General features: G+C 63.3%; 16 protein-coding genes. 6 read left to right on the forward strand and 10 right to left on the reverse strand.

Annotation, left to right across the window (positions count from 1 at the left end):
- Window positions 1-84 precede the first annotated feature (84 nt).
- Window positions 85-1,110: a quinone-dependent dihydroorotate dehydrogenase gene (locus tag ACFY68_RS17875; RefSeq protein WP_387529894.1), complete on the reverse strand. Its 1,026-nt coding sequence runs from the start codon at window positions 1,108-1,110 to the stop codon at window positions 85-87.
- Between the two features lie 129 nt (window positions 1,111-1,239).
- Between ACFY68_RS17875 and ACFY68_RS17880 the strand changes: the two genes are divergently transcribed.
- The 5 genes from ACFY68_RS17880 (at window position 1,240) to cobA (ending at window position 6,837) form a co-directional block, all read left to right on the forward strand.
- Window positions 1,240-2,442 carry a CmpA/NrtA family ABC transporter substrate-binding protein gene (locus tag ACFY68_RS17880; RefSeq protein ID WP_387529897.1) on the forward strand — a complete coding sequence of 401 codons (1,203 nt, stop codon included), beginning with the start codon at window positions 1,240-1,242 and terminating at the stop codon, window positions 2,440-2,442.
- A gap of 11 nt (window positions 2,443-2,453) precedes the next feature.
- Window positions 2,454-3,029 (forward strand): ANTAR domain-containing response regulator, encoded by a 576-nt coding sequence (locus ACFY68_RS17885; RefSeq protein WP_387529900.1) that lies wholly within the window; start codon window positions 2,454-2,456, stop codon window positions 3,027-3,029.
- Window positions 3,030-3,181: 152 nt separating this feature from the next.
- Window positions 3,182-4,393 (forward strand): nitrate/nitrite transporter, encoded by a 1,212-nt coding sequence (locus ACFY68_RS17890; protein WP_387529903.1) that lies wholly within the window; start codon window positions 3,182-3,184, stop codon window positions 4,391-4,393.
- A gap of 9 nt (window positions 4,394-4,402) precedes the next feature.
- A complete protein-coding gene (locus ACFY68_RS17895) occupies window positions 4,403-6,070 on the forward strand; it encodes a protein kinase (RefSeq protein ID WP_387529906.1) in 1,668 nt (555 codons plus the stop codon).
- Window positions 6,071-6,096: 26 nt separating this feature from the next.
- Window positions 6,097-6,837 (forward strand): uroporphyrinogen-III C-methyltransferase, encoded by a 741-nt coding sequence (gene cobA, locus ACFY68_RS17900; RefSeq protein ID WP_387529909.1) that lies wholly within the window; start codon window positions 6,097-6,099, stop codon window positions 6,835-6,837.
- A gap of 79 nt (window positions 6,838-6,916) precedes the next feature.
- Here cobA and ACFY68_RS17905 read toward each other — a convergent pair whose 3' ends face one another.
- The 8 genes from ACFY68_RS17905 to ppsA all read right to left on the reverse strand — a co-directional run bounded on the left by ACFY68_RS17905 (window position 6,917) and on the right by ppsA (window position 15,060).
- The gene (locus ACFY68_RS17905) at window positions 6,917-7,954 is read right to left on the reverse strand and encodes an OmpA family protein (protein WP_346613797.1); all 1,038 of its coding nucleotides are present in this window, start codon (window positions 7,952-7,954) and stop codon (window positions 6,917-6,919) included.
- A gap of 111 nt (window positions 7,955-8,065) precedes the next feature.
- Entirely contained in the window at window positions 8,066-8,632 is a 567-nt protein-coding gene (sigX, locus tag ACFY68_RS17910) for an RNA polymerase sigma factor SigX (RefSeq protein WP_003248665.1), read from the reverse strand.
- Between the two features lie 113 nt (window positions 8,633-8,745).
- Window positions 8,746-9,570 (reverse strand): mechanosensitive ion channel domain-containing protein, encoded by an 825-nt coding sequence (locus tag ACFY68_RS17915; RefSeq protein WP_387529914.1) that lies wholly within the window; start codon window positions 9,568-9,570, stop codon window positions 8,746-8,748.
- Window positions 9,571-9,572: 2 nt separating this feature from the next.
- On the reverse strand, window positions 9,573-9,836 hold the full coding sequence (locus tag ACFY68_RS17920; protein ID WP_387529917.1) for a CrfX protein: 264 nt from the start codon (window positions 9,834-9,836) through the stop codon (window positions 9,573-9,575).
- A gap of 93 nt (window positions 9,837-9,929) precedes the next feature.
- Window positions 9,930-10,925 carry a zinc transporter ZntB gene (locus ACFY68_RS17925; RefSeq protein ID WP_387529920.1) on the reverse strand — a complete coding sequence of 332 codons (996 nt, stop codon included), beginning with the start codon at window positions 10,923-10,925 and terminating at the stop codon, window positions 9,930-9,932.
- A gap of 27 nt (window positions 10,926-10,952) precedes the next feature.
- Window positions 10,953-11,444 carry a ribonuclease E activity regulator RraA gene (rraA, locus tag ACFY68_RS17930; protein ID WP_346613792.1) on the reverse strand — a complete coding sequence of 164 codons (492 nt, stop codon included), beginning with the start codon at window positions 11,442-11,444 and terminating at the stop codon, window positions 10,953-10,955.
- A 145-nt stretch (window positions 11,445-11,589) separates the two neighbouring features.
- Complete coding sequence (locus ACFY68_RS17935; protein ID WP_387529923.1) at window positions 11,590-12,618, reverse strand: alpha/beta fold hydrolase; 1,029 nt, start codon at window positions 12,616-12,618, stop codon at window positions 11,590-11,592.
- 66 nt (window positions 12,619-12,684) lie between these two features.
- Window positions 12,685-15,060, reverse strand: a complete 2,376-nt coding sequence (gene ppsA, locus ACFY68_RS17940; protein ID WP_346613790.1) for a phosphoenolpyruvate synthase — start codon at window positions 15,058-15,060, stop codon at window positions 12,685-12,687.
- A 176-nt stretch (window positions 15,061-15,236) separates the two neighbouring features.
- On the opposite strand from ppsA, the gene ACFY68_RS17945 reads away from it, so the two are divergent.
- Complete coding sequence (locus ACFY68_RS17945) at window positions 15,237-16,055, forward strand: pyruvate, water dikinase regulatory protein (protein WP_012313507.1); 819 nt, start codon at window positions 15,237-15,239, stop codon at window positions 16,053-16,055.
- Window positions 16,056-16,247: 192 nt separating this feature from the next.
- On the opposite strand, the gene ACFY68_RS17950 is transcribed toward ACFY68_RS17945, so the two are convergent.
- A complete protein-coding gene (locus tag ACFY68_RS17950) occupies window positions 16,248-21,113 on the reverse strand; it encodes an NAD-glutamate dehydrogenase (RefSeq protein WP_387529927.1) in 4,866 nt (1,621 codons plus the stop codon).
- Window positions 21,114-21,212: the final 99 nt, after the last annotated feature.

Here is a 21,212-nt window from a genome sequence, read left to right on the forward strand (position 1 = left end):
ATTCGAATTACCATGCACGCCCCATCCGGGCGGCGGGCTAAGGCCCAGGGGCCCCTAGATGGGGCCCTTTTTTATGCCTGCGTGTTATGCCCGCGGCATTGCAGCAATGGCATCCACCGCTTCCCGGATCAGTGCCGGCCCTTTGTAGATGAAGCCGGAGTAGATTTGCACCAGGCTCGCCCCGGCAGCGATCTTCTCGGCGGCATGGCGGCCCTCGGTAATACCACCGGCAGCAATGATAGGCATCTTGCCAGCCAGCTCGGCGGCCAGCACCTTGACGATATGGGTGCTTTTCTCCAGCACCGGCGCACCCGACAAGCCACCGGCTTCGCCGCCATGCGGCAAGCGCTCGACGCCTTCACGGCCCATGGTGGTGTTGGTGGCGATCACCGCATCCATACCCGATTCCATCAGCGTTGCCGCCACCAGCGCGGTCTCTTCATCGCTCATGTCCGGCGCGATCTTGATCGCCAACGGTACCCGCTTGCCGTGCTCACCGGCCAACTGCTCGCGGCGCTCGGCCAACGCATCGAGCAGTTGCTTGAGCGAATCGCCGAACTGCAGGCTGCGCAGGCCCGGCGTATTCGGCGAGCTGATGTTGACGGTGATGTAGCTGGCTTCGGTGTAGACCTTGTTCAGGCAGATCAGGTAGTCGTCGACCGCACGCTCGACCGGGGTATCGAAGTTCTTGCCGATGTTGATGCCCAGCACACCGTCATAGCGCGACGCCCGTACCCGCTCCAGCAGGTGATCGACACCCAGGTTGTTGAAGCCCATGCGGTTGATGATCGCCGTGGCCTCTGGCAGGCGGAACAGCCGCGGCTTCGGGTTGCCCGGCTGCGGACGTGGGGTGACGGTGCCGATTTCGACGAAGCCAAAGCCCAGCTGGGCAAAACCGTCGATGGCCGCGCCGTTCTTGTCCAGCCCAGCGGCCAGGCCAACCGGGTTGGCGAAGTTCAAGCCCATCACGCTCACTGGCAAGGCCGCCGGCTGCTTGCACAGCACGCCATTGAGCCCGAGGCGGCCACCGGCACCGATCAGGTCCAGGGAAAGGTCATGGGAGGTTTCCGGGGAAAGCTTGAACAGCAGCTGGCGGGCCAGGGTATACATGGGCGGGCAAGGCTCGGGGTTGAGTGAGGGTGCGATTATAGCCAGCGCGCGCGCAGCATGACAGCGCCTTGGCACATGCGTTGCTACATCGCCTGCATAACGGCCTAATCCGTACCGGCGAGGATCTACGTGAATACATCAGCCCTGGCCTGGGTTAACGGCAGCGATGCACCAGAAAAGCCCAGCCTCGATATCGGCTTCATGGCCCTGACCGATTGCGCCTCGGTGGTGGTTGCCGCCACCCAAGGCTTTGCACAGCAGCACGGCCTGACGCTTAACCTGAAGCGCCAGGGCTCATGGGCCAGCCTGCGCGACAAACTGGCCAGCGGCGAACTGGATGCCGCGCATTGCCTGTACGGGCTGGTCTACGCCGTGCACCTGGGCATCGGCGGGGTACCGGCCAGCGACATGGCCGTGCTCATGGGGCTGAACCAGAACGCCCAGGCCATCAACCTGTCGCCTGCCCTGCAGCGTAAGGGCGTGACCAGCCCTGAGGCACTGGCGCGCCTGGTGCACCCGCACGGTGCAAAGCTGACCTTCGCCCAGACCTTCCCCACCGGCACCCATGCCATGTGGCTGTATTACTGGCTGGCAAGCCAGGGCATCCACCCGCTGCATGACGTCAACAGCGTGGTGGTGCCGCCGGCCCAGATGGCCGCGCACATCCAGGCTGGCCGCATCGACGGCTTCTGCGTGGGCGAACCCTGGGCTGCCGCTGCCATAGCCCAGGGCCAAGGTTTTACCCTGGCTACCAGCCAGTCGATATGGCCCGACCACCCCGAAAAGGTCCTGGCCTGTGCCCGCACCTTTGCCGAACACTATCCCAACAGCGCGCGCGCGCTGATCAAGTCGATCCTCGCCGCCAGCCGCTTCATCGAACAAAGCCAGGAAAACCGCCGCAGCACCGCGCAATTGCTCAGCGGCAGCGCCTACCTGGACACGCCGATCGAAACCGTCGAACCGCGCCTGCTCGGCGCGTATCAGGACGGCCTGGGCAACCACTGGCAGGACCCGCATGCCTTGCACCTGTTCGACCAGGGCCGCGCCAACCTGCCGTACCTCTCCGACGGCATGTGGTTCATGACCCAGTTCCGCCGTTGGGGCCTGCTGCGCGACGACCCCGATTACCTCGGCGTGGCCCGCCAGGTCCAGCAACTGTCGCTTTACCACGAGGCCGCCGAAGCACTGGGCGTGCCTTGCCCGGCGCTGGCCATGCGCAGCAGCCTGCTGATAGACGGCAAGCGCTGGGACGGCAGCGACCCACACGGCTATGCCCGAAGCTTCCCCCTGCATGCCTTGGGCAACGCGCCCGATGCCCGTATCGGTCTGTGAGGGTCACCACCATGCTGCGCATCCTGCTGATCGACGATACCCAGAACAAGCTTGGCCGGCTCAAGGCGGCGCTGCGCGAAGCCGGTTTCGAGGTGATCGAAGCGCCAGGCCTGACCATCGACCTGCCCGCCTGCGTCGAAACGGTGCGCCCGGACGTGGTGTTGATCGATACCGACTCACCCGACCGGGACGTGATGGAGCAGGTAGTGATGGTCAGCCGCGACCAGCCGCGGCCCATCGTACTGTTCACCGACGAGCATGACCCCGCCGTGATGCGCCAGGCGATCCAGGCCGGCGTCAGCGCCTACATCGTCGAAGGCATCCACGCCGCCCGGCTGCAACCGATCCTTGATGTGGCAATGGCCCGCTTCGAAAGCGACCAGGCGCTCAGGGCGCAACTGCTGGCGCGCGACCAGCAATTGGCCGAGCGCAAGCGCATCGAGCAGGCAAAAGGCTTGCTCATGAAGATGAAGGACTGCAATGAAGAACAGGCCTACACCCTGATGCGCCGCCAGGCCATGAGCCGGCAACAGAAGCTGATACAGGTGGCCGAGCAGATCATTGCCATGCACGAGATGCTTGGCTAGCGATGTTGGCCCAGCTCTTGCTGAAGATATCGCACCGGTAGCCAACGGCGGTTGCCCACAAACCCCGACAAAGACGTCGCTCTCCCCTCCACGCCAGTGGGCCGGGTAGCGGCGTCTTTTCGTTTCCGTTGCATTGCCGAGTGAGGTGTTCGATGAGTACCAGCTTCTGGAAATCCGGGCATGTGCCCACGCTGTTCGCCGCGTTCCTGTATTTCGACCTGAGTTTCATGGTCTGGTACCTGCTGGGCCCGCTGGCGGTGCAGATCGCCGCCGACCTGCAATTGAGCACCCAGCAGCGCGGCCTGATGGTCGCCACGCCCATCCTCGCCGGCGCGGTGCTGCGCTTCGTCATGGGGCTGCTGGTGGACCGGCTTTCGCCGAAGACCGCTGGGTTGATCGGCCAGGTCATCGTCATCGTCGCCCTGGCAAGCGCTTGGTACATGGGCGTGCACACCTATGAGCAAGCACTGCTGCTGGGCGTGTTTCTAGGGGTTGCCGGTGCGTCGTTCGCCGTGTCGCTGCCGCTCGCCTCGCAATGGTACCCGCCCCAGCATCAGGGCAAGGCCATGGGTATCGCCGGCGCGGGCAATTCCGGCACCGTGTTCGCCGCCCTGCTGGCGCCGCTGCTGGCCGCAGCCTTTGGCTGGAACAACGTGTTCGGTTTCGCGGTGATTCCGCTGGTGCTCACCCTGGTGCTGTTCGCCCTGCTGGCGCGCAATGCACCCCAACGGCCCAAACCCAAGGCCATGGCTGACTACCTCAAGGCACTGGGCGACCGTGACAGCTGGTGGTTCATGTTCTTCTACAGCGTCACCTTCGGCGGTTTCATCGGCCTGGCCAGCGCCCTGCCCGGGTATTTCAGCGATCAGTACGGCCTGAGCCCGATCACCGCCGGCTACTACACTGCCGCCTGCGTCTTCGCCGGTAGCCTGATGCGCCCGCTGGGCGGCGCCCTGGCCGACCGCTTCGGCGGTATCCGCACCCTGCTCGGGATGTACAGCGTGGCGGCCATCTGCATCGCCGCAGTCGGTTTCAACCTGCCTAGCGCCGCTGCGGCCCTGGCCCTGTTCGTCAGCGCCATGCTCGGCCTGGGCGCCGGCAACGGCGCGGTGTTCCAGCTGGTACCGCAACGCTTCCGCCAGGAGATCGGCGTGATGACCGGCCTGATCGGCATGGCCGGCGGCATCGGCGGCTTCCTGCTGGCAGCCGGGCTCGGCACCATCAAGCAGCACACAGGCGACTACCAGATGGGCCTTTGGCTGTTTGCCAGCCTGGGCTTACTGGCCTGGTTCGGCCTGCATGGGGTCAAGCAGCGCTGGCGCACCACCTGGGGCTCGGCGGCGGTTACCGCGGCGCGGGTCTGAGGCACATCGATGAGCCTGCAACTGAGCTTCGCCCAGGCCAGCGCCACCGGGCCGCGCGCAGAGAACCAGGATGCCCTGCGCCTGGTCACCCCGGCGCCTGAACTTGCCGCCAGCAAGGGCTACCTGTTCGCCCTTGCCGACGGCGTCAGCCAATGTGCCGACGGTGGCCTGGCAGCACGCGCCAGCCTGCAGGCGCTGGCCATGGACTACTACGCCACGCCCGCCACCTGGGGCGTGGCCCAGGCCCTGGACCGCCTGCTGCTGGCGCAGAACCGCTGGCTGCGCGCCCAGGGCAGCCAGCCGCTGCTGACCACCCTCAGCGCCCTGGTGCTGCGCGGGCGCCGTTTCACCTTGGCACATGTCGGTGACTGCCGCGCCTACCGCTGGCACGCCGGCCGCTTGCAGTGCCTGAGCGAAGACCATGTCTGGGACCAGCCCGGCATGCAACATGTGCTCAAACGCGCACTGGGCCTGGACCAGCACCTACTGGTCGATTACCTGGACGGCGACCTGCAGCCCGGCGAATGCTACCTGCTGGTCAGCGACGGGGTGTGGGCCAGCCTGGGCGACCAGCACATCCAGGCCGTGCTGCGCGAGCAACCCGACCTGCAAATGGCCGCCGACACCCTGGTTGCCAGCGCTCATCACAATGGCAGCCAGGACAACGCCAGCGCCTTGCTGGTGCGGGTAGAGCAATTGGGCGCCAGCAACCTTGGCGACACCCTGGTGCAACTGCAGCAATGGCCGCTACCAGGGGCGCTGCGCGACGGCCAGGCGATTGATGGCTGGCAGGTCGAGACGCGCCTGGCGCACAGCCGCCAGTCCCTGCTCTACCGTGTACGTGACGGGCAAGGCCAGCCGTGGCTGCTGAAAACCCTGCCCGCCGAACGCGAACAGGAGCCTGGTGCTGCGCAGGCGCTGTTGCTCGAAGAATGGTTCCTGCGCCGGGTTGCCGGCCGCCACTTCCCCGAGCTGCACGCCGCCAGCCAGCGCCAGCACCTTTACTACGTGATGCGCGAGCACAGCGGCCGCACCCTGGCCGCGCAACTTGCCGAGCAAGGCCCGCTACCGCTGCCGCAGTGGCTGGAGGTGGCGCGCCAGTTGCTGCAGGCCGTCGGCGTGTTGCACCGGCGCAACCTGCTGCACCGCGACATCAAGCCCGACAACCTGCACCTGGGCGAAGACGGCCAACTGCGCCTGCTGGACTTCGGCCTGGCGTACTGCCCCGGGTTGTCGCAAGCCTCCCTGCACGAACTACCAGGTACGCCTTCGTTCATCGCCCCGGAAGCCTTTGAAGGCCAGCCACCCAGCCCGCGCCAGGACCTCTATGCCGCAGGTGTCACGCTTTATTACCTGCTGACCGGGCACTACCCCTACGGCGAAGTCGAGGCCTTCCAACGCCCGCGCTTCGGCCAACCGGTCAATGCATCGCGCTTTCGCCCAGACCTGCCGGAGTGGCTGCAACACAACCTGCAACAGGCCGTGGCCGTAGACCCGGCGCAACGCTTCGAAACCGCCGAACACTGGCTATTGCTGCTCGAACGGGGCGACCGTCAAGCCCTCAACAGCCAGCCTCGCCCGCTGCTCGAACGCGAGCCGCTGAAGGTCTGGCGCACCCTGGCCCTGCTGTCCCTGCTACTCAACTTGATACTGCTGCTCAGCCTGCTCAAGGGCTGAACACACCTGCCTATGAGGAACCGTTGATGAATGCAAAAGTCTGGCTGGTCGGTGCCGGCCCTGGCGACCCCGAACTGCTCACCCTGAAGGCCGTACGCGCCTTGCAGCAGGCGCAGGTCGTGATGATCGACGACCTGGTCAACCCGGCCGTGCTGGAACACTGCCCGCAGGCCCGGGTGATTGCCGTGGGCAAGCGTGGCGGTTGCCGCTCCACGCCGCAGGCCTTTATTCAGCGCCTGATGCTGCGCCATGCGCGGCAAGGGCGCTGCGTGGTGCGGCTCAAAGGCGGCGACCCGTGCATCTTCGGGCGTGGCGGCGAAGAGGCGCTGTGGCTGCAAGTCCATGGCATCGATGTGGAATTGGTCAACGGCATCACCGCAGGCCTGGCTGGCGCGACGCAGTGCGGCATTTCGCTCACCTCGCGCGGCGTCAGCCGTGGGGTGACACTGGTGACAGCACATACCCAGGATGACAGCGAGCTTAATTGGGCAGCCTTGGCGCAGGGCGGCACCACCCTGGTGGTGTATATGGGTGTGGCGCGGCTGGGGCAGATTCGTCAGGGCCTGCTGGACGGTGGCATGGCGCCGACGATACCGGTGGCGATGATCGAGAATGCATCACTGCCTGAGCAGCGCGAATGCCGCAGCGATGTGCAGGGGATGCTCGAGGATGCGCGGGCGTTCGGGTTGCGCAGCCCGGCGATTCTGGTGATTGGCGAGGTGGTTGGGGCGCGGGTGATGCAGGTATTGGTGGCTGCTGCCGGTTGATGCTGCGCCGGTGCTGCCCTTAGCGCGGGCAAAGAAAAACCCGGCCAAGGCCGGGTTTTTCATTGAAGCCTAAGACCAATTACTTGGACTGAGCTTCTACCTGAGCTTCAACGCGACGGTTGACAGCACGGCCTTCTTCGGTGGCGTTGTCAGCAACCGGACGGGTTTCGCCGTAGCCAACCGAATCAACACGGGTGGATTCCACGCCGTACTGCTGGGTCAGGACCTGCTTGACAGCATTGGCGCGACGCTCGGACAGCTTCTGGTTGTAAGCGTCTGGGCCCACGGAGTCAGTGTGACCTTCAACCACGGTGGTGGTTTGTGGGTACTGCTTCATGAAGTCAGCCAGGTTCTTGATGTCGCCGTAGCTGTTAGGCTTGACGACCGACTTGTCGAAGTCGAACTTGACGTCCAGCTCAACGCGAACGACTTCGGCAACAGCCGGGCAGCCATCAGCGTCAACGGTAACGTTGGCTGGGGTGTCCGGGCACTTGTCGACGTTGTCGCAAACGCCATCGTTGTCGCTGTCGGAGCAGACTTCAGCAACTGGAGCCGGAGCAGGAGCAACCTTGCCACCGCTACCGCCGAAGTTCAGACCCACACCAACGGTTGGGCCCCACTCGGTGTTGCCGTTGTCGATGTTGTACATGGCTTCAACGCCAGCACGGGCGAAGAACATGTCGGTGATGTACCACTTGGCGCCAGCGCCAACGTTGGCGAAGGTGGAGTGGTCACGGCCGCTACGGGTAGCCTGGCCCAGGCTCTCGTGAGCGAAACCAGCGGAAACGTACGGACGCAGAGCATCGCCTACGGTACCGAAGTGGTAGGTAGCGTCGAGCTTGGCCTTGGAACCTTTGATGTCTTTGTTGAAGACTTCGCCACGAGCGTTGTGAGTCTCGTTGTAGCCCAGGTCCAGGGAGACGTCGTCGGTCAGGAAGTAACCGAGGCGCACACCAGGATTGGTGCCGTCGTTTTTGAAGTTACGTTCGCTGTCGTAGTACTGCTTGGTTACGTTACCTTCGATTTCGACTGCGCCTTGGCCTTGAGCCAGAACGCCGAACGAAGTAGCGGCAACGAGCGAGCCAATGGCCAAGCCCAAGGTGTTTTTCAATTTCATCCGTTAAATCCCCATCTGGTGATAGTTAAGCAGTCCCACCAACAACACGGGGGACAACTCGACGGCAAGTCTAGCAGAACTCGCCGGTTGGTTAGAGATATTTGCAGGTGATTAAGTTTCGTCAAGGCCTGCAAATTTCTCCCGAAGCTTGTCTAGCGCACGCTTGTAACGCATTTTCGTTGCGCTCAAACCCATGTGCATGATGTCAGCAATCTCCTGGAATTCCAGTTCCGCGACAAAACGCAGCACCAAAATTTCACGGTCGATCGGGTTGACATGCACAAGCCATTTGTCCAGCCCGCCTTTCTCTTCGGGTTTGGGTGCCTTGTCTTCAGACGCCTCTTCAACAGGGTCAAGACTCAGGGCATCCATCAACCGACGTTTACGTCGCTCCTTGCGGTACTGGGTAATGCACTCGTTGTACGTGATGCTGTAGAGCCAGGTCTTGAACTTGGATTTGCCCTCGAAGTTCTTCAGACCGTACAGCACCTTCAGCATCACTTCCTGACAGACATCGTCCGCGTCCCGGTCGTTCCCTAGATAACGCGCACAGACGTTGAACAGGGTCCGCTGGTAGCGCCGCATGAGTTCCTCATAGGCGCGGGTAACGTGATACAGCTCCTCATGCGAACGCGCCACCAACTCCTCGTCGGTGAGCTCGCGGGGGTCGTAACGCATGGGCGGCGAATGAACTTTATTCAAAACGGATCTGGCCGACAGTCAGGTCAATGTCGCCGCACAGCCACGCAGGCTGATTTTTGCGGCGGCATACATTAACAGCTTTTGTGCGGTTAGCGGCTATTGACACGTTGCTCAAGCAGCACGCGGTTAGACAGCGACACTAATTCGCCATCATCGGTCAACAGCGTTGTCTTGACCGTGCCAATTTCCTCGATCTGCCCTTCGACCTCTCCAATCCGCACCTGCTGGCCCACCTGAAAGAGTTCGCGAACGTAAATGCCAGCCAGAATCTGCCCGGCAAGTTCGCGGCTGCCCAGGCCCATCGCAAGCGCAACGGCCAGACCAACGGTTATCAATCCAATGACGATGACATGGTTCAGCAGGTCGGTTTTCACCTCCAGCTGGCTGATGGCAACCGAGATGCTGATGATGATCACCAGCCCCTGGGTAATGCGCCCGAGCCCTGCGGAATACTCCAGGCCGATGCCCTCGGCGGCGCCCCGCACCAGGCCGTTTGCCACCTGGGCCAACAATACGCCCGCCAGCAGTATCAAGGCTGCGCCAAACACCTTGGGCAGGTACAGGGCGAGCATGTCGAGGGTAGCCGAAACCCGCTCAAGGCCGAGCGATTCAGCGGCAGAGACGAGGAAAATCAGCAGCACGAACCAATAGACGATCTTGCCGATCAGGGTCGAGATCGGCACCTGAATACCGCCCCTGCTGAGCATCTTGGTCAGCCCTGTACCGGCCATCAGGCGGTCCAGGCCGAACTTGGCCAACAGTTTGGACAGCAATGTATCGAGCAGCTTGGCCACCACGAAACCGAGCAGCACCACGACCAGCGCGCCGAACAGGTTGGGGATGAAGTTCGCTACCTTGGTCCATAGGGCGGTCATGGCAGTGACCAGGCTCTGGGTCCAGAGATCGAGTTCCATATTCAATCGGCCTTATCAGCTTTGCTGCCAGGGGCAGCGTTACGGGCAGAATGGCGGCGCACCGGCGCAACATGCGCCGAGCCGTTGTTCACAGCGATCAGCAGCGCCTGGCTCCAGCGGCCAAGCAGGCTGAACAGATCACCTGCGCCAACCTGGCGGTTAGCGGTTTTCAGCACGCGACCCAGGCACGCAGCGTCGTCTCGGTCCTCACCGGACGGCGACGCCTTGAGCAGGTCACGCAGGGATTCTTCAAACGGATCGTGCATGTGCACCTCGCGCAGTGTCAGTCAGAGACGAGGGCACCGTTCGATGGGTCACACATCCCACTGGCACGAATGTTTCAATATGACTCGACATTTTCACACCCAGCGCAGCTTTCGGAACATCCACCACTGCCCTACCGCCAGCCCCAGCACGACGATGCAGGCAAACAGGAAGCCATAGGGGTTATCCGCCCCCGGAATGCCGCCGACGTTGATGCCTAGCAGGCCGGTGATAAAGCTCATGGGCAGGAAGATGCAGGTGATGATGCCGAAGCGGTACATGGTCCGGTTCATGCGCTCGCTGCGCCGCCGATCCTCGCTTTCCAGCACCAGCGCCGCGCGCTCGCGAGCCAGTTCCAGCTCTTCCAGATAACGGATCAGGCTGTTGTTGAGCTCGTTCCAGTAATCGGCGTCGGCGTCGGCGAACCAGCTCCATTTGCTGCGCGATAGCTGAGCGTAGATTTCCCGTTGCGGGGCGAGAAAACGCCGCAAACCAGCGGCGCGCCGGCGAATTTGCTGCAGGCTGCCCTGCTCCGGCGTGTACCGTTCGTCGGCTTCGACCTTTTCTTCCTCCAGATCGACCAACTCCGACAGGTCGCTGACCAACCCTTGAACCTTTTCCGTCAGCAATTCGCCCATCAGCAGCAACAGTTCGGACGCCGATTTCGGCCCCCTGCCCTCGTCCAGCAGCTGGAGCATTTCGTCACTGGCGCGCAGTGGCCGCAAGCGCAAGGAAATCACCCGCCGCGCCTGGGCGAAGATTCGTACCGATACCATGTCTTCAGGTTCGGCACCCGGGTTGAGGTTGACCCCGCGCAAAAACAGCAACAGCTGCTCATCGGCCAGCGGCAGCAGGCGCGGACGCGTGTTCTCCTCCAGCAGCAGGTCGCAAGCGAACGCGCTCAGGCCGCTTGCCTGCAGCAACCAGGTACGGGTTTGTGGATGGCTGCGATCCCAGTGCAGCCACAGGCTTTCCTGTGGCTGCAGCTGCAGGTCGTCCAGCTCGGTCCGGGCGATCGAGCGCGCGCCGCCTTTACCATCGAGCACCAGGGCATGCACCAGCCCCCACTGCGCGTTGTCTTCCTCGAACATCAAAGCTCCATCAGCGCGTGCGGCGCATCACTCCGGCATTTTCAGCGGGCTTGGCGAGACGATCACGCCATTGTTGTCGGCATACACATACTCGCCCGGGCGGAAGGTGACGCCGGCGAAGGTCACCGGTACGTCGAGTTCGCCAACGCCACGCTTGTTGCTCTTTTTCGGGTGACTGGCCAGGGCCTGCACGCCGACGCCGGTCTGGATCAGGATATCCACGTCACGTACGCAGCCGTAGATTACCAGGCCTTCCCAGCCGTTCCTGGCGGCTTTCTCGGCCAGCATGTCGCCCAGCAACGCACAGCGCAGCGAGCCGCCGCCATCGACCACCAGCACCTTGCCCTTGCCGTCGAGTTCTACCTGCTCCTTGACCAGCGAGTTGTCTTCAAAGCACTTGAGGGTGACGATCTGGCCACCGAACGAATCGCGGCCACCGAAGTTGCTGAACATCGGTTCCAGCACCTGGACCAGTTCCGGGTAGGCGTCGCACAGGTCGGGCGTTACGTAATGCTGCATGGGAAGCTCCTGTCAGTCACAACGAAAGCGGGTATCCGCCAAGGCTACACCGGGGAGGCTGTCGCAGTCATCCGGGACTGGGTGGTCATCTGAGTTTCGTCTACCCCGGCCTCTTCGCGGGCAAGCCCGTAAAGCCAACCCAGGATCAGCTGGCCGGCACAGGCTCCGCGCCCAGCGTTGACGCATGCACCGCCACCATCGGGTCACGCAGCCAGCGCTCTACCAACGGCCATACCTGCTGCTGCGCCGCCTTGCTCACCAGCATGTCGACATGCCCGAACGCGTCGAAGCCTTCTTCGCGGCCCAGCCTTAGAAACTGCTTGCGCTCGCCGCCCAGTTGATCGAACAGCTTGCGACAGGCCCAGACTGGGTCCTGGAAGTCGCCCGCACCCGCCACCGCCAGCACCGGCACATCCACCTCGGCCAGCCCCGCCCACCAGTCGTTGTCCTTGTCACCGAAGCGCCCGAACAGGCCATGCCAGCGCATGCTCTCCAGTGCCAGGCCCATCGGCTCATCCTCGGGCCCGCGTTTGAAGCGCGGCCCGGATATCTGCCCCCAACGCTTGAGCAGTAGCTTTGCACCCCAGGTCACAGGTGGCACCTTGAGCGGCCAGTACACTCGGCTGATCTGCGTGCCAAAGAACGCGGCGCTGGCGACCTGCGCGGCAGGCAGAAAACCGCCACCCAGCGCGGCTGCCAGGGTGGTCCCGCCCAGGGAATGGCCAATCCAGTGCGGCGCCTTGCCAGACTGCTCATGCACAAACGCTGCGATCAGCGGCAGGTCATCACGGGCATAGTCGGCCACCCGGTTGTGCCGCCACTGAAGGTTGCGCGGCGACAGGCCGTGGCCGCGCATCTCCGGGATCCACACATCGAAGCCCACCCGTGCCAGGTAGGCGCCCAGGCCGATGCCTTTGGGCGAATACCAGAAACGCCGGTTGGAGAAACTGCCGTGCAAAAGAATGACCGGCACGCCCTGGGCACTGCCATGGTCGGCCAGCCCCAGGCGAGTCACGGCCAATTCAACGCTCGGGTCAGGGCTGTTGCCAGCCTTGATCCGATACACGTCTTCGCTAAGGTCGCCACGGCGCTCGGCACTGAGCAAAGCCACGGGAAATAAACTGCTGCTGCTATGCATAGGGTTGCTTGTTGCACAAAAAAGGGCGGGATCCATTGCTGGAGCTCGCCCTGGAAAAAACCAGGCGGGGGCGCGCCAGACGCACCCCCGCGTTTTACCGCATCAGGCTGCGCCCTGGCCCTCGGCCAGGAAGAACCAGGTTTCGAGTACCGAGTCCGGGTTCAGCGACACGCTTTCGATGCCCTGCTCCATCAGCCACTTGGCCAGGTCCGGGTGGTCCGACGGGCCCTGGCCGCAGATACCGATGTACTTGCCAGCCTTGTTGCACGCAGCAATGGCGTTGGCCAGCAGCTTCTTCACGGCCGGGTTACGTTCGTCGAACAGGTGGGCGATGATCCCCGAATCGCGGTCCAGGCCCAGGGTCAGCTGGGTCAAGTCATTGGAGCCGATGGAGAAGCCGTCGAAATACTCGAGGAACTCTTCGGCCAGAATGGCGTTGGACGGCAGTTCGCACATCATGATCACGCGCAGGCCGTTGTCTCCGCGGGCCAGGCCGTTTTCGGCCAACAGGTCGATGACCTGGCTGGCTTCGCCCAGGGTACGCACGAACGGCACCATGATCTCGACGTTGGTCAGGCCCATCTCGTTGCGAACACGCTTGAGCGCACGGCATTCGAGTTCGAAGCAGTCACGGAACGACTCGCTGATGTAGCGCGATGCACCGCGGAAGCCCAGCATCGGGTTTTCTTCTTCCGGCTCGTACAGCTTGCCGCCGATCAGGTTGGCGTATTCGTTGGACTTGAAGTCCGACAGGCGCACGATGACCTTTTTCGGGTAGAAGGCCGCCGCCAGGGTGCTGATGCCCTCGACCAGCTTCTCGACGTAGAAGCCGACCGGGTCGTTGTAGCCGGCGATGCGCTTGTCGACGCTCTCTTTCAGCTCCGGCGGCAGGCCGGCGTAGTTCAGCAGTGCCTTGGGGTGCACGCCGATCATGCGGTTGATGATGAACTCCAGGCGCGCCAGGCCGACACCGGCGTTGGGCAGCTGGGCGAAGTCGAAGGCGCGGTCCGGGTTGCCGACGTTCATCATGATCTTGAACGGCAGGTCCGGCATGGCATCGACCGAGTTCTGCTTGACGTCGAAGCCCAGCTCACCTTCGAAGATGAAGCCGGTGTCACCCTCGGCGCAGGAAACGGTCACGCCCTGGCCATCCTTGAGCAGCTGGGTGGCGTTGCCGCAACCGACCACGGCCGGGATACCCAGCTCACGGGCGATGATGGCCGCGTGGCAGGTACGGCCGCCGCGGTTGGTGACGATGGCGCTGGCGCGCTTCATGACCGGTTCCCAGTCCGGGTCGGTCATGTCCGAAACCAGCACGTCGCCTGGCTGCACCTTGTCCATCTCGGACACGTCCTTGATCACACGGACCTTGCCGGCACCGATGCGCTGGCCAATGGCACGGCCTTCAACCAGAACGGTGCCCTTCTCCTTGAGCAGATAGCGCTCCATGACATTGGCGCTGGCGCGGCTCTTCACGGTCTCGGGGCGCGCCTGGACGATGTACAGTTTGCCGTCGTCACCGTCCTTGGCCCACTCGATGTCCATCGGGCGCTGGTAATGCTGCTCGATGATCATGGCCTGCTTGGCCAGCTCGCTGACCTCGGCGTCGGTCAGGCAGAAGCGCGCACGCTCGGCACGGTCGACTTCGACGGTCTTGACCGAACGACCGGCCTTGGCCTCGTCGCCGTAGATCATCTTGATCGCCTTGCTACCCAGGTTGCGGCGCAGGATGGCCGGGCGGCCGGCCTGCAGGGTGTTCTTGTGTACGTAGAATTCGTCAGGGTTGACCGCACCCTGCACCACGGTTTCGCCCAGGCCGTAGGCGCCGGTGATGAACACCACGTCGCGGAAGCCCGACTCGGTGTCGAGGGTGAACATCACGCCGGCAGTGCCGGTTTCCGAGCGGACCATGCGCTGCACGCCGGCAGACAGGGCCACCAGCTTGTGGTCGAAGCCCTGGTGCACGCGGTAGGCGATGGCACGGTCGTTGAACAGCGAGGCGAACACTTCTTTGGCCGCGCGGATCACGTTGTCGACGCCACGGATGTTGAGGAAGGTTTCCTGCTGACCGGCGAACGAAGCGTCGGGCAAGTCTTCGGCGGTGGCCGAGGAACGCACGGCGACGGCCATGTTGTCGTTGCCGGCGGCCATCTCGGCAAAGGCCGTACGGATTTCCGAATCAAGGCGCGCCGGGAATTCGGCTTCCATCACCCACTGGCGGATTTGCGCGCCGGTTTTGGTCAGGGCATTGATGTCGTCGACGTCCAGCGCGTCGAGCGCGGCGTGAATGCGGTCGTTCAGCCCGCTCTGCTCGAGAAAATCACGGTACGCCTGAGCCGTAGTGGCAAAGCCGCCCGGCACCGACACGCCGGCACCGGCGAGGTTACTGATCATCTCGCCCAGGGATGCGTTCTTGCCCCCCACATGCTCCACATCATGGACGCCGAGCTTATCGAGGGAAACTACGTACTCTACCAAGGTGATCTCTCCACTAACTGTATTGGAAAAGCTCAAGGGCGCCCGCCTGTCTTTGTGACTTGGCCGGGCGCTTGTGGCCTGTACCTGGAAAATAAGTGAGAATGCCGACAGCCGCATTCGGCAAACCGAACTTATCATATCCAAGAAACGTCATCAGCTTAAGGCCCAGATCGCAAATGAAACGAACCGCGTTCTTCATCTCCGATGGCACCGGCATCACTGCCGAAACCCTGGGCCAAAGCCTGCTCGCGCAATTCGATAGCATTCCGTTCAACAAATTCACCCGCCCGTACATCGATACGCCGGACAAGGCGCGGACCATGGTGCAGCAGATAAACGCTGCGGCCGAGCGTGACGGGATGCGCCCGATCATCTTCGACACCATCGTCAACCAGGACATCCGAGAGATCCTGGCCACGTCGAACGGCTTCATGATCGACATCTTTTCGACGTTTTTATCCCCGCTCGAGCAGGAATTGACTGCCCATTCGTCGTATTCCGTGGGCAAATCCCACTCGATCGGCGGCAACTCCAACTACATGGAGCGCATCGAGGCGGTCAATTTCGCCCTCGACAACGACGATGGTGCGCGCACCCACTACTACGACAAGGCCGACCTGATCCTGGTAGGCGTGTCGCGTTGCGGCAAGACCCCAACCTGCCTGTACATGGCTATGCAGTTCGGCATCCGCGCCGCCAACTACCCGCTGACCGAAGACGACATGGAGCGCCTGCAGTTGCCTGCAGTGCTTAAAAAGCACCACAACAAGCTTTTCGGCCTGACCATCGACCCCGACCGCCTTACCGCCATCCGCCATGAGCGCAAGCCCAACAGCCGCTATTCGAGCTTTGCCCAATGCGAGTTCGAGGTGCGCGAGGTGGAGAGCCTGTTCCGCCGGGAGAACATTCCCAACATCAATTCGACGCATTTTTCGGTGGAGGAGATTTCGGCGAAGATCCTGGTGGAGAAAGGGGTGGAGCGGCGGTTCAAGTAAGCCTGTTCCGGCCCTTTCGCGGGGCAAGCCCGCTCCCACAGATGCCCCAGCGAGCTTGAGGGCGGTGTGCAACCAGTGAGCTTAAGGACGGTGTGGAACCTGTGGGAGCGGGCTTGCCCCGCGAAGAGGCCGTCACTGACACACAAAAAAGCCCCGGCATCACTGCCGGGGCTTTTCATTTCACCTGAAGGATCAGGAAGGCACCACCGCCGCCTGCCCACTCATCGCCAGGTCGACCAGCTCGCGGTTGGCCACCGCGTACATCGCATAGTCAGTCCCCGTGGCATTGCGCAGGTCGTCCAGCATCGCGCGCCAGCGCTCGACCATCACCCGGTGCTGCTCTGCCCACAGCGCCACCCGGGCGTCCATGTCTTCCGGCGCATCGGCCATCTGCAACACGGAAATGGTGATCGCCCGCTGCTGCAGGTCGATGTCGTCGCGGAACGCCTCGCGGGCCAGGGCCTGCCAGTTGTTTTCCACCGGCAGGTTGCTGATTTCCTGCAGGTACCAGGTGAGGTCCAGCGAGCTGCCGACGGCGAAGAACGCCTTGGCCACCTGGGCAGGATCATGCCCGGTAACGTCGGCCGCCTCGATGATCGGCAGCAGCGTGTACAAGTGGCTGGTACCCGCCACCATACGCGCCAGCAACTCCGGCACACCGGCGTCGACGAAACTCTGGTAGCGGACCATCCAGCGCTCGCGGGTCGGGCCTTCCAGCAGCTCGTCGAGCTTCAGGCCCAGTTGCGCAATCTTCGGCCCGAAGTGCGCAGTGTCACGCCCGGCATCCTGCTCGTTGCGCCGGCTGCGCAGGAACCAGCGCGTAGCGCGGCGGCCCAGGCGCATCAACTCGTCCATCAGCGTCAGCTGGATTTCCGCCGGCACCTGGTAGTCGAGCGCCTCGATCTGGCGGAACCAGTGCGGCAGGTGGAAGATATCGCGCACGATCACATAGGCCCCGGCGACATTGGCCGGGCTCATGCCAGTGGACTCTTTGAGCCGCTGCACGAAGGTGATGCCCATGTTGTTGACCAGGTCGTTGGCGATCTGGGTGCTGACGATTTCGCGCTTCAGGCGGTGGCGACGCATGGCTTCGGCGAACTTGCTGACCAACGACGGCGGGAAGGCGGTTTCCATGTCGCGGGTCAGGTAGTCGTCGTCCGGCACCAGCGACTTGAGCAACTGCTCCTTGAGGTCAATCTTGCTGTACGAGATCAGCACTGATAGCTCGGCACGGGTCAGGCCCTGGCCAGCAGCCAGGCGCTCGGCCAGTTGCTCCTCGGACGGCAGGAACTCGATAGCCCGGTCCAGCTTGCCGCGGCCTTCCAGGTCGGCCATCAGGCGCTTGTATTCGGCGATGCGTTCGCGGGCGCGACGGGCCGCCAGCGACAGCGCCTGGGTTTGCTTGTAGTTGTTGCCGAGCACCAGGCCAGCAACTTCATCGGTCATGCTGCCGAGCAGCTGGTTGCGCTGCTTCTCGGTCATGTCGCCACCCTGCACCACTTCGTTGAGCAGGATCTTGATGTTGACCTCGTGGTCGGAGCAGTCCACGCCGCCAGCGTTATCGATGAAGTCGGTGTTGGTGGCGCCGCCATGAAGGCCGAATTCGACGCGGCCGAGCTGGGTCATGCCGAGGTTGCCGCCCTCACCCACCACCTTGCAGCGCAGCTCGTTGCCGTTGACCCGCAGCGCGTCGTTGGCCTTGTCGCCGACATCGGCGTGGCTTTCAGTGCTGGCCTTGACGTAGGTGCCGATACCGCCGTTCCACAGCAGGTCCACCGGTGCCTTCAGCAGCGCATGCAGCAGCTCGGTCGGGGTCAGGCGGTCGGCTTCGATGGCGAAGCGTTCTTTCATCTGCGGGCTGATGGCGATGCTTTTGGCACTGCGCGGGAAGATCCCGCCGCCTTCGGACATGATGCTGGTGTTGTAGTCGCTCCAGGCCGAACGCGGCAAGTCGAACAGGCGTTGGCGCTCAACGAAGCTGGTGGCTGGGTCCGGGTTCGGGTCGATGAAGATGTGCAGGTGGTTGAACGCTGCCACCAGCTGCAGCTTGTCGGACATCAGCAGGCCGTTGCCGAACACGTCGCCGGCCATGTCGCCGACGCCGATCACGGTGATCGGGTCCTGCTGCACGTTGATGCCGCGCTCGCGGAAGTGGCGCTGCACGCCCACCCAGGCGCCGCGGGCCGTAATGCCCATCTTCTTGTGGTCGTAACCGGCCGAGCCGCCCGAGGCGAAGGCGTCGCCCAGCCAGAAGCCGTAGTCGATGGCGATGCCGTTGGCGATATCGGAGAAGGTTGCGGTGCCTTTGTCGGCTGCCACGACCAGGTACGGGTCATCGTCATCGTGGCGCACCACATTGGCCGGTGGCAGCACGCCGCCGTCCTTGAGGTTGTCGGTGATGTCGAGCAGGCCCGAGATGAAGATGCGGTAGCAGGCCACGCCTTCAGCCGCGATTTCATCGCGCGTGCCGCCCAACGGCAGGCGCCGGGGCAGGAAGCCGCCCTTGGCGCCGACCGGCACGATCACCGAGTTCTTCACCTGCTGAGCCTTGACCAGCCCCAGCACCTCGGTGCGGTAGTCTTCCTCGCGGTCCGACCAGCGCAGCCCGCCGCGGGCGACGTTGCCAAAGCGCAGGTGCACGCCCTCGACCCGAGGCGAATAGACGAAAATCTCGAACTTCGGCACCGGCTTGGGCAGTTCGGGGATCAGCTTGGGGTTGAACTTGAAACTGAAGTACGGCTTGTTCTGGCCGTTGGCATCCGGCTGGTAGAAGTTGGTGCGCAGGGTGGCCTTGATCAGGTCCAGGTAGCGGCGCAGGATGCGGTCTTCGTTGAGCACCTGCACGTCGTCCAGGGCGGTGAGGATGGCCTGCTCAAGGCGCTGCTGCTTGTCGTCAAGGTCATCAAGGGTGAGCTTGCGCGCCAGGTAGAAGCGGGTCTTGAACAGCCGCGTCAGCTCGCGGGCGATATCGGTGTGGTTGTTCAGGGTGCTGGCGATGTAACCGAGGTCGAAGCCCAGGCGGATCTGCTTGAGGTAGCGGGCATAGGCGCGCAGCAGCGCCACGTCGCGCCATGGCAGGCCGGCGGTGAGTACCAGGCGGTTGAAGGCATCGTTTTCGGCATCGCCCTGAACAATATGGATGAACGCGTCCTGGAGCACGTCGTTGAGCTGCTGGATGTCCAGGCTCAAGCCTTCGCTGTAGGTGAAGGCAAAGTCGTGGATCCAGTACTCACGCCCACTGGCATGGCGCAGGCGATAGGGGAATTCACCGAGCACGCGCAGGCCGAGGTTCTCGAGGATCGGCAGCACGTCCGACAGCGCCAGCGGGGTGTCGGCATGGTACAGCTTGCAGTGAAGCAGGCGGTCGCCCAGGCGCGTCAGCGGCTGGTAGAAGCTCATCGCCAGCGGCTTGCTCTCGGACAGCGCCAGCACATGCTGCAGGTCGACCACCGCCGAGTGCGCGGCAAAGCGCTCGCGGTAGCCGGCCGGGAAGCCTTTGGGGAAGTCGGCGAGGATGTTGGTGCCCTGGGCTTCGCCGAAGTTCTCGACCACCAGTGCCGAGTAGTCGTCATGCCACGAGCGGCAGGCCTGGATCACTTCGTTTTCCAGCTGCTGCGGGTCGATGTCGATGCGGTTCTTTGGGTCCACCCGCAGAATCAGTTGCACACGGGCCAGCACCGACTCGGAGAAGAAGGTCCAGAACTCGCAGTCGCTGGCCTTGAGGCGCTCCATCAGCACCTGCTGGATCTTCTGCCGTACTTCGGTGGAATAGATTTCACGCGGCACATAGGCCAGGCAGTAGCAGAAGCGCCCGTACGGGTCCTTGCGCAGGAACACGCGGATCTTGTTGCGTTCCTGGATCTGCACGATCGACATCACGGTGCTGAACAGCTCGTCGATCGGGGTCTGGAACAGGTCGTCGCGCGGCAGCACTTCGAGCACCTGCGCCAGCTCCTTGCCCAGGTGCGCCTTGGGGTCGAAGCCGGAGCGGCGCTCCACTTCGGCAACCTTGACCCGGATATAGGGGATGGCATGCACGCTCTCGCCGTACACCGAGGAGGTGTACAGGCCCATGAAGCGGTGCTCTTTGACCACCTTGCCGTCGGCGTCCAGCTGGCGGATCGACACGTAGTCCGGGTAGGCCGGGCGGTGCACGCGGCTAGGCAGCGCGGCCTTGGCGAACGAGAGTAGCAGCGGCTCGGCCAGGTAAGCCACGGCGTAGTCTTCGATGCGCAGCTCTTCGGCCGTCAGGCCCACGCGCAGGCGCCGCGGCAGGCCGAGGAACGACTGCTCGTCGTAGACCATCTGGCCGCCGGCACTGTCGGCCTGCACGGTGAACTCTTCGTAGCCGAGGAAGGTGAAATGGTTGTCCAGCAGCCATTCGAGGAACGCTTTGACCTCCCCCTTTTCATGCTGCGCCGGGGCATACGCAGTTTGCTCCACCTCTGCCACGACTTCACGCAGCTTGGCCTTCATCGGCTCGAAGTCGGCCACCGCCACGCGCACTTCGGCCAGTACCTGCTCGATTTCGCGGGTCAGCACGTTCAGCTCTGCGGCATTGGCGCAGCGGTCGATCTCCAGGTACATCAGCGATTCATGGCGTACGCCCTCGCCCTGGCTGCCCTTGGGCAGCAGTTCGAGCAGCTCGCCCTTGGCGTCACGGCGCACGCTGAGCACCGTGGTCTGCAGGGTATGGATGCTGTAGCCACGACGGTTGAGTTCGGTACGTACCGAATCGACCAGGAATGGCAGGTCGTGGTGCAGCACTTCGACCACAGTGTGGGTCGATTGCCAGCCGTTGCGTTCGTAATCGGGGTTGTACACCCGCACTTGCGGTTGCTCGGAGTCGAAACGCTCGATGATGCGCCAGGCAGAAAGGGTGCAGCCGGCCAGGTCCGACAGCCTGCGCTGGGTGAGTTCGTCCATGGAAATGATGCCGAAGAACTGCTCGGCGAACAGCGCCACTTGTGGCAGTGACTGCTCGCTGATGTGCTGCGCCAGGGCCGCTTGCAGTTGATGCTGAAAGTCGGCTTTGCTGGCTGCGGTGAAGAACGCCATCTGTGGTACTCCGCTTGGGCTTTGTAATAATTGAAGCGTCGCGTGCGTCCGACGGTTACGGATCAACGATAGCCAACCCGTGGCAAGCCGGACGCATAT

This window comes from Pseudomonas sp. NPDC012596 (assembly GCF_042902325.1).
In the GTDB taxonomy this organism is placed as follows: Bacteria; Pseudomonadota; Gammaproteobacteria; order Pseudomonadales; family Pseudomonadaceae; genus Aquipseudomonas.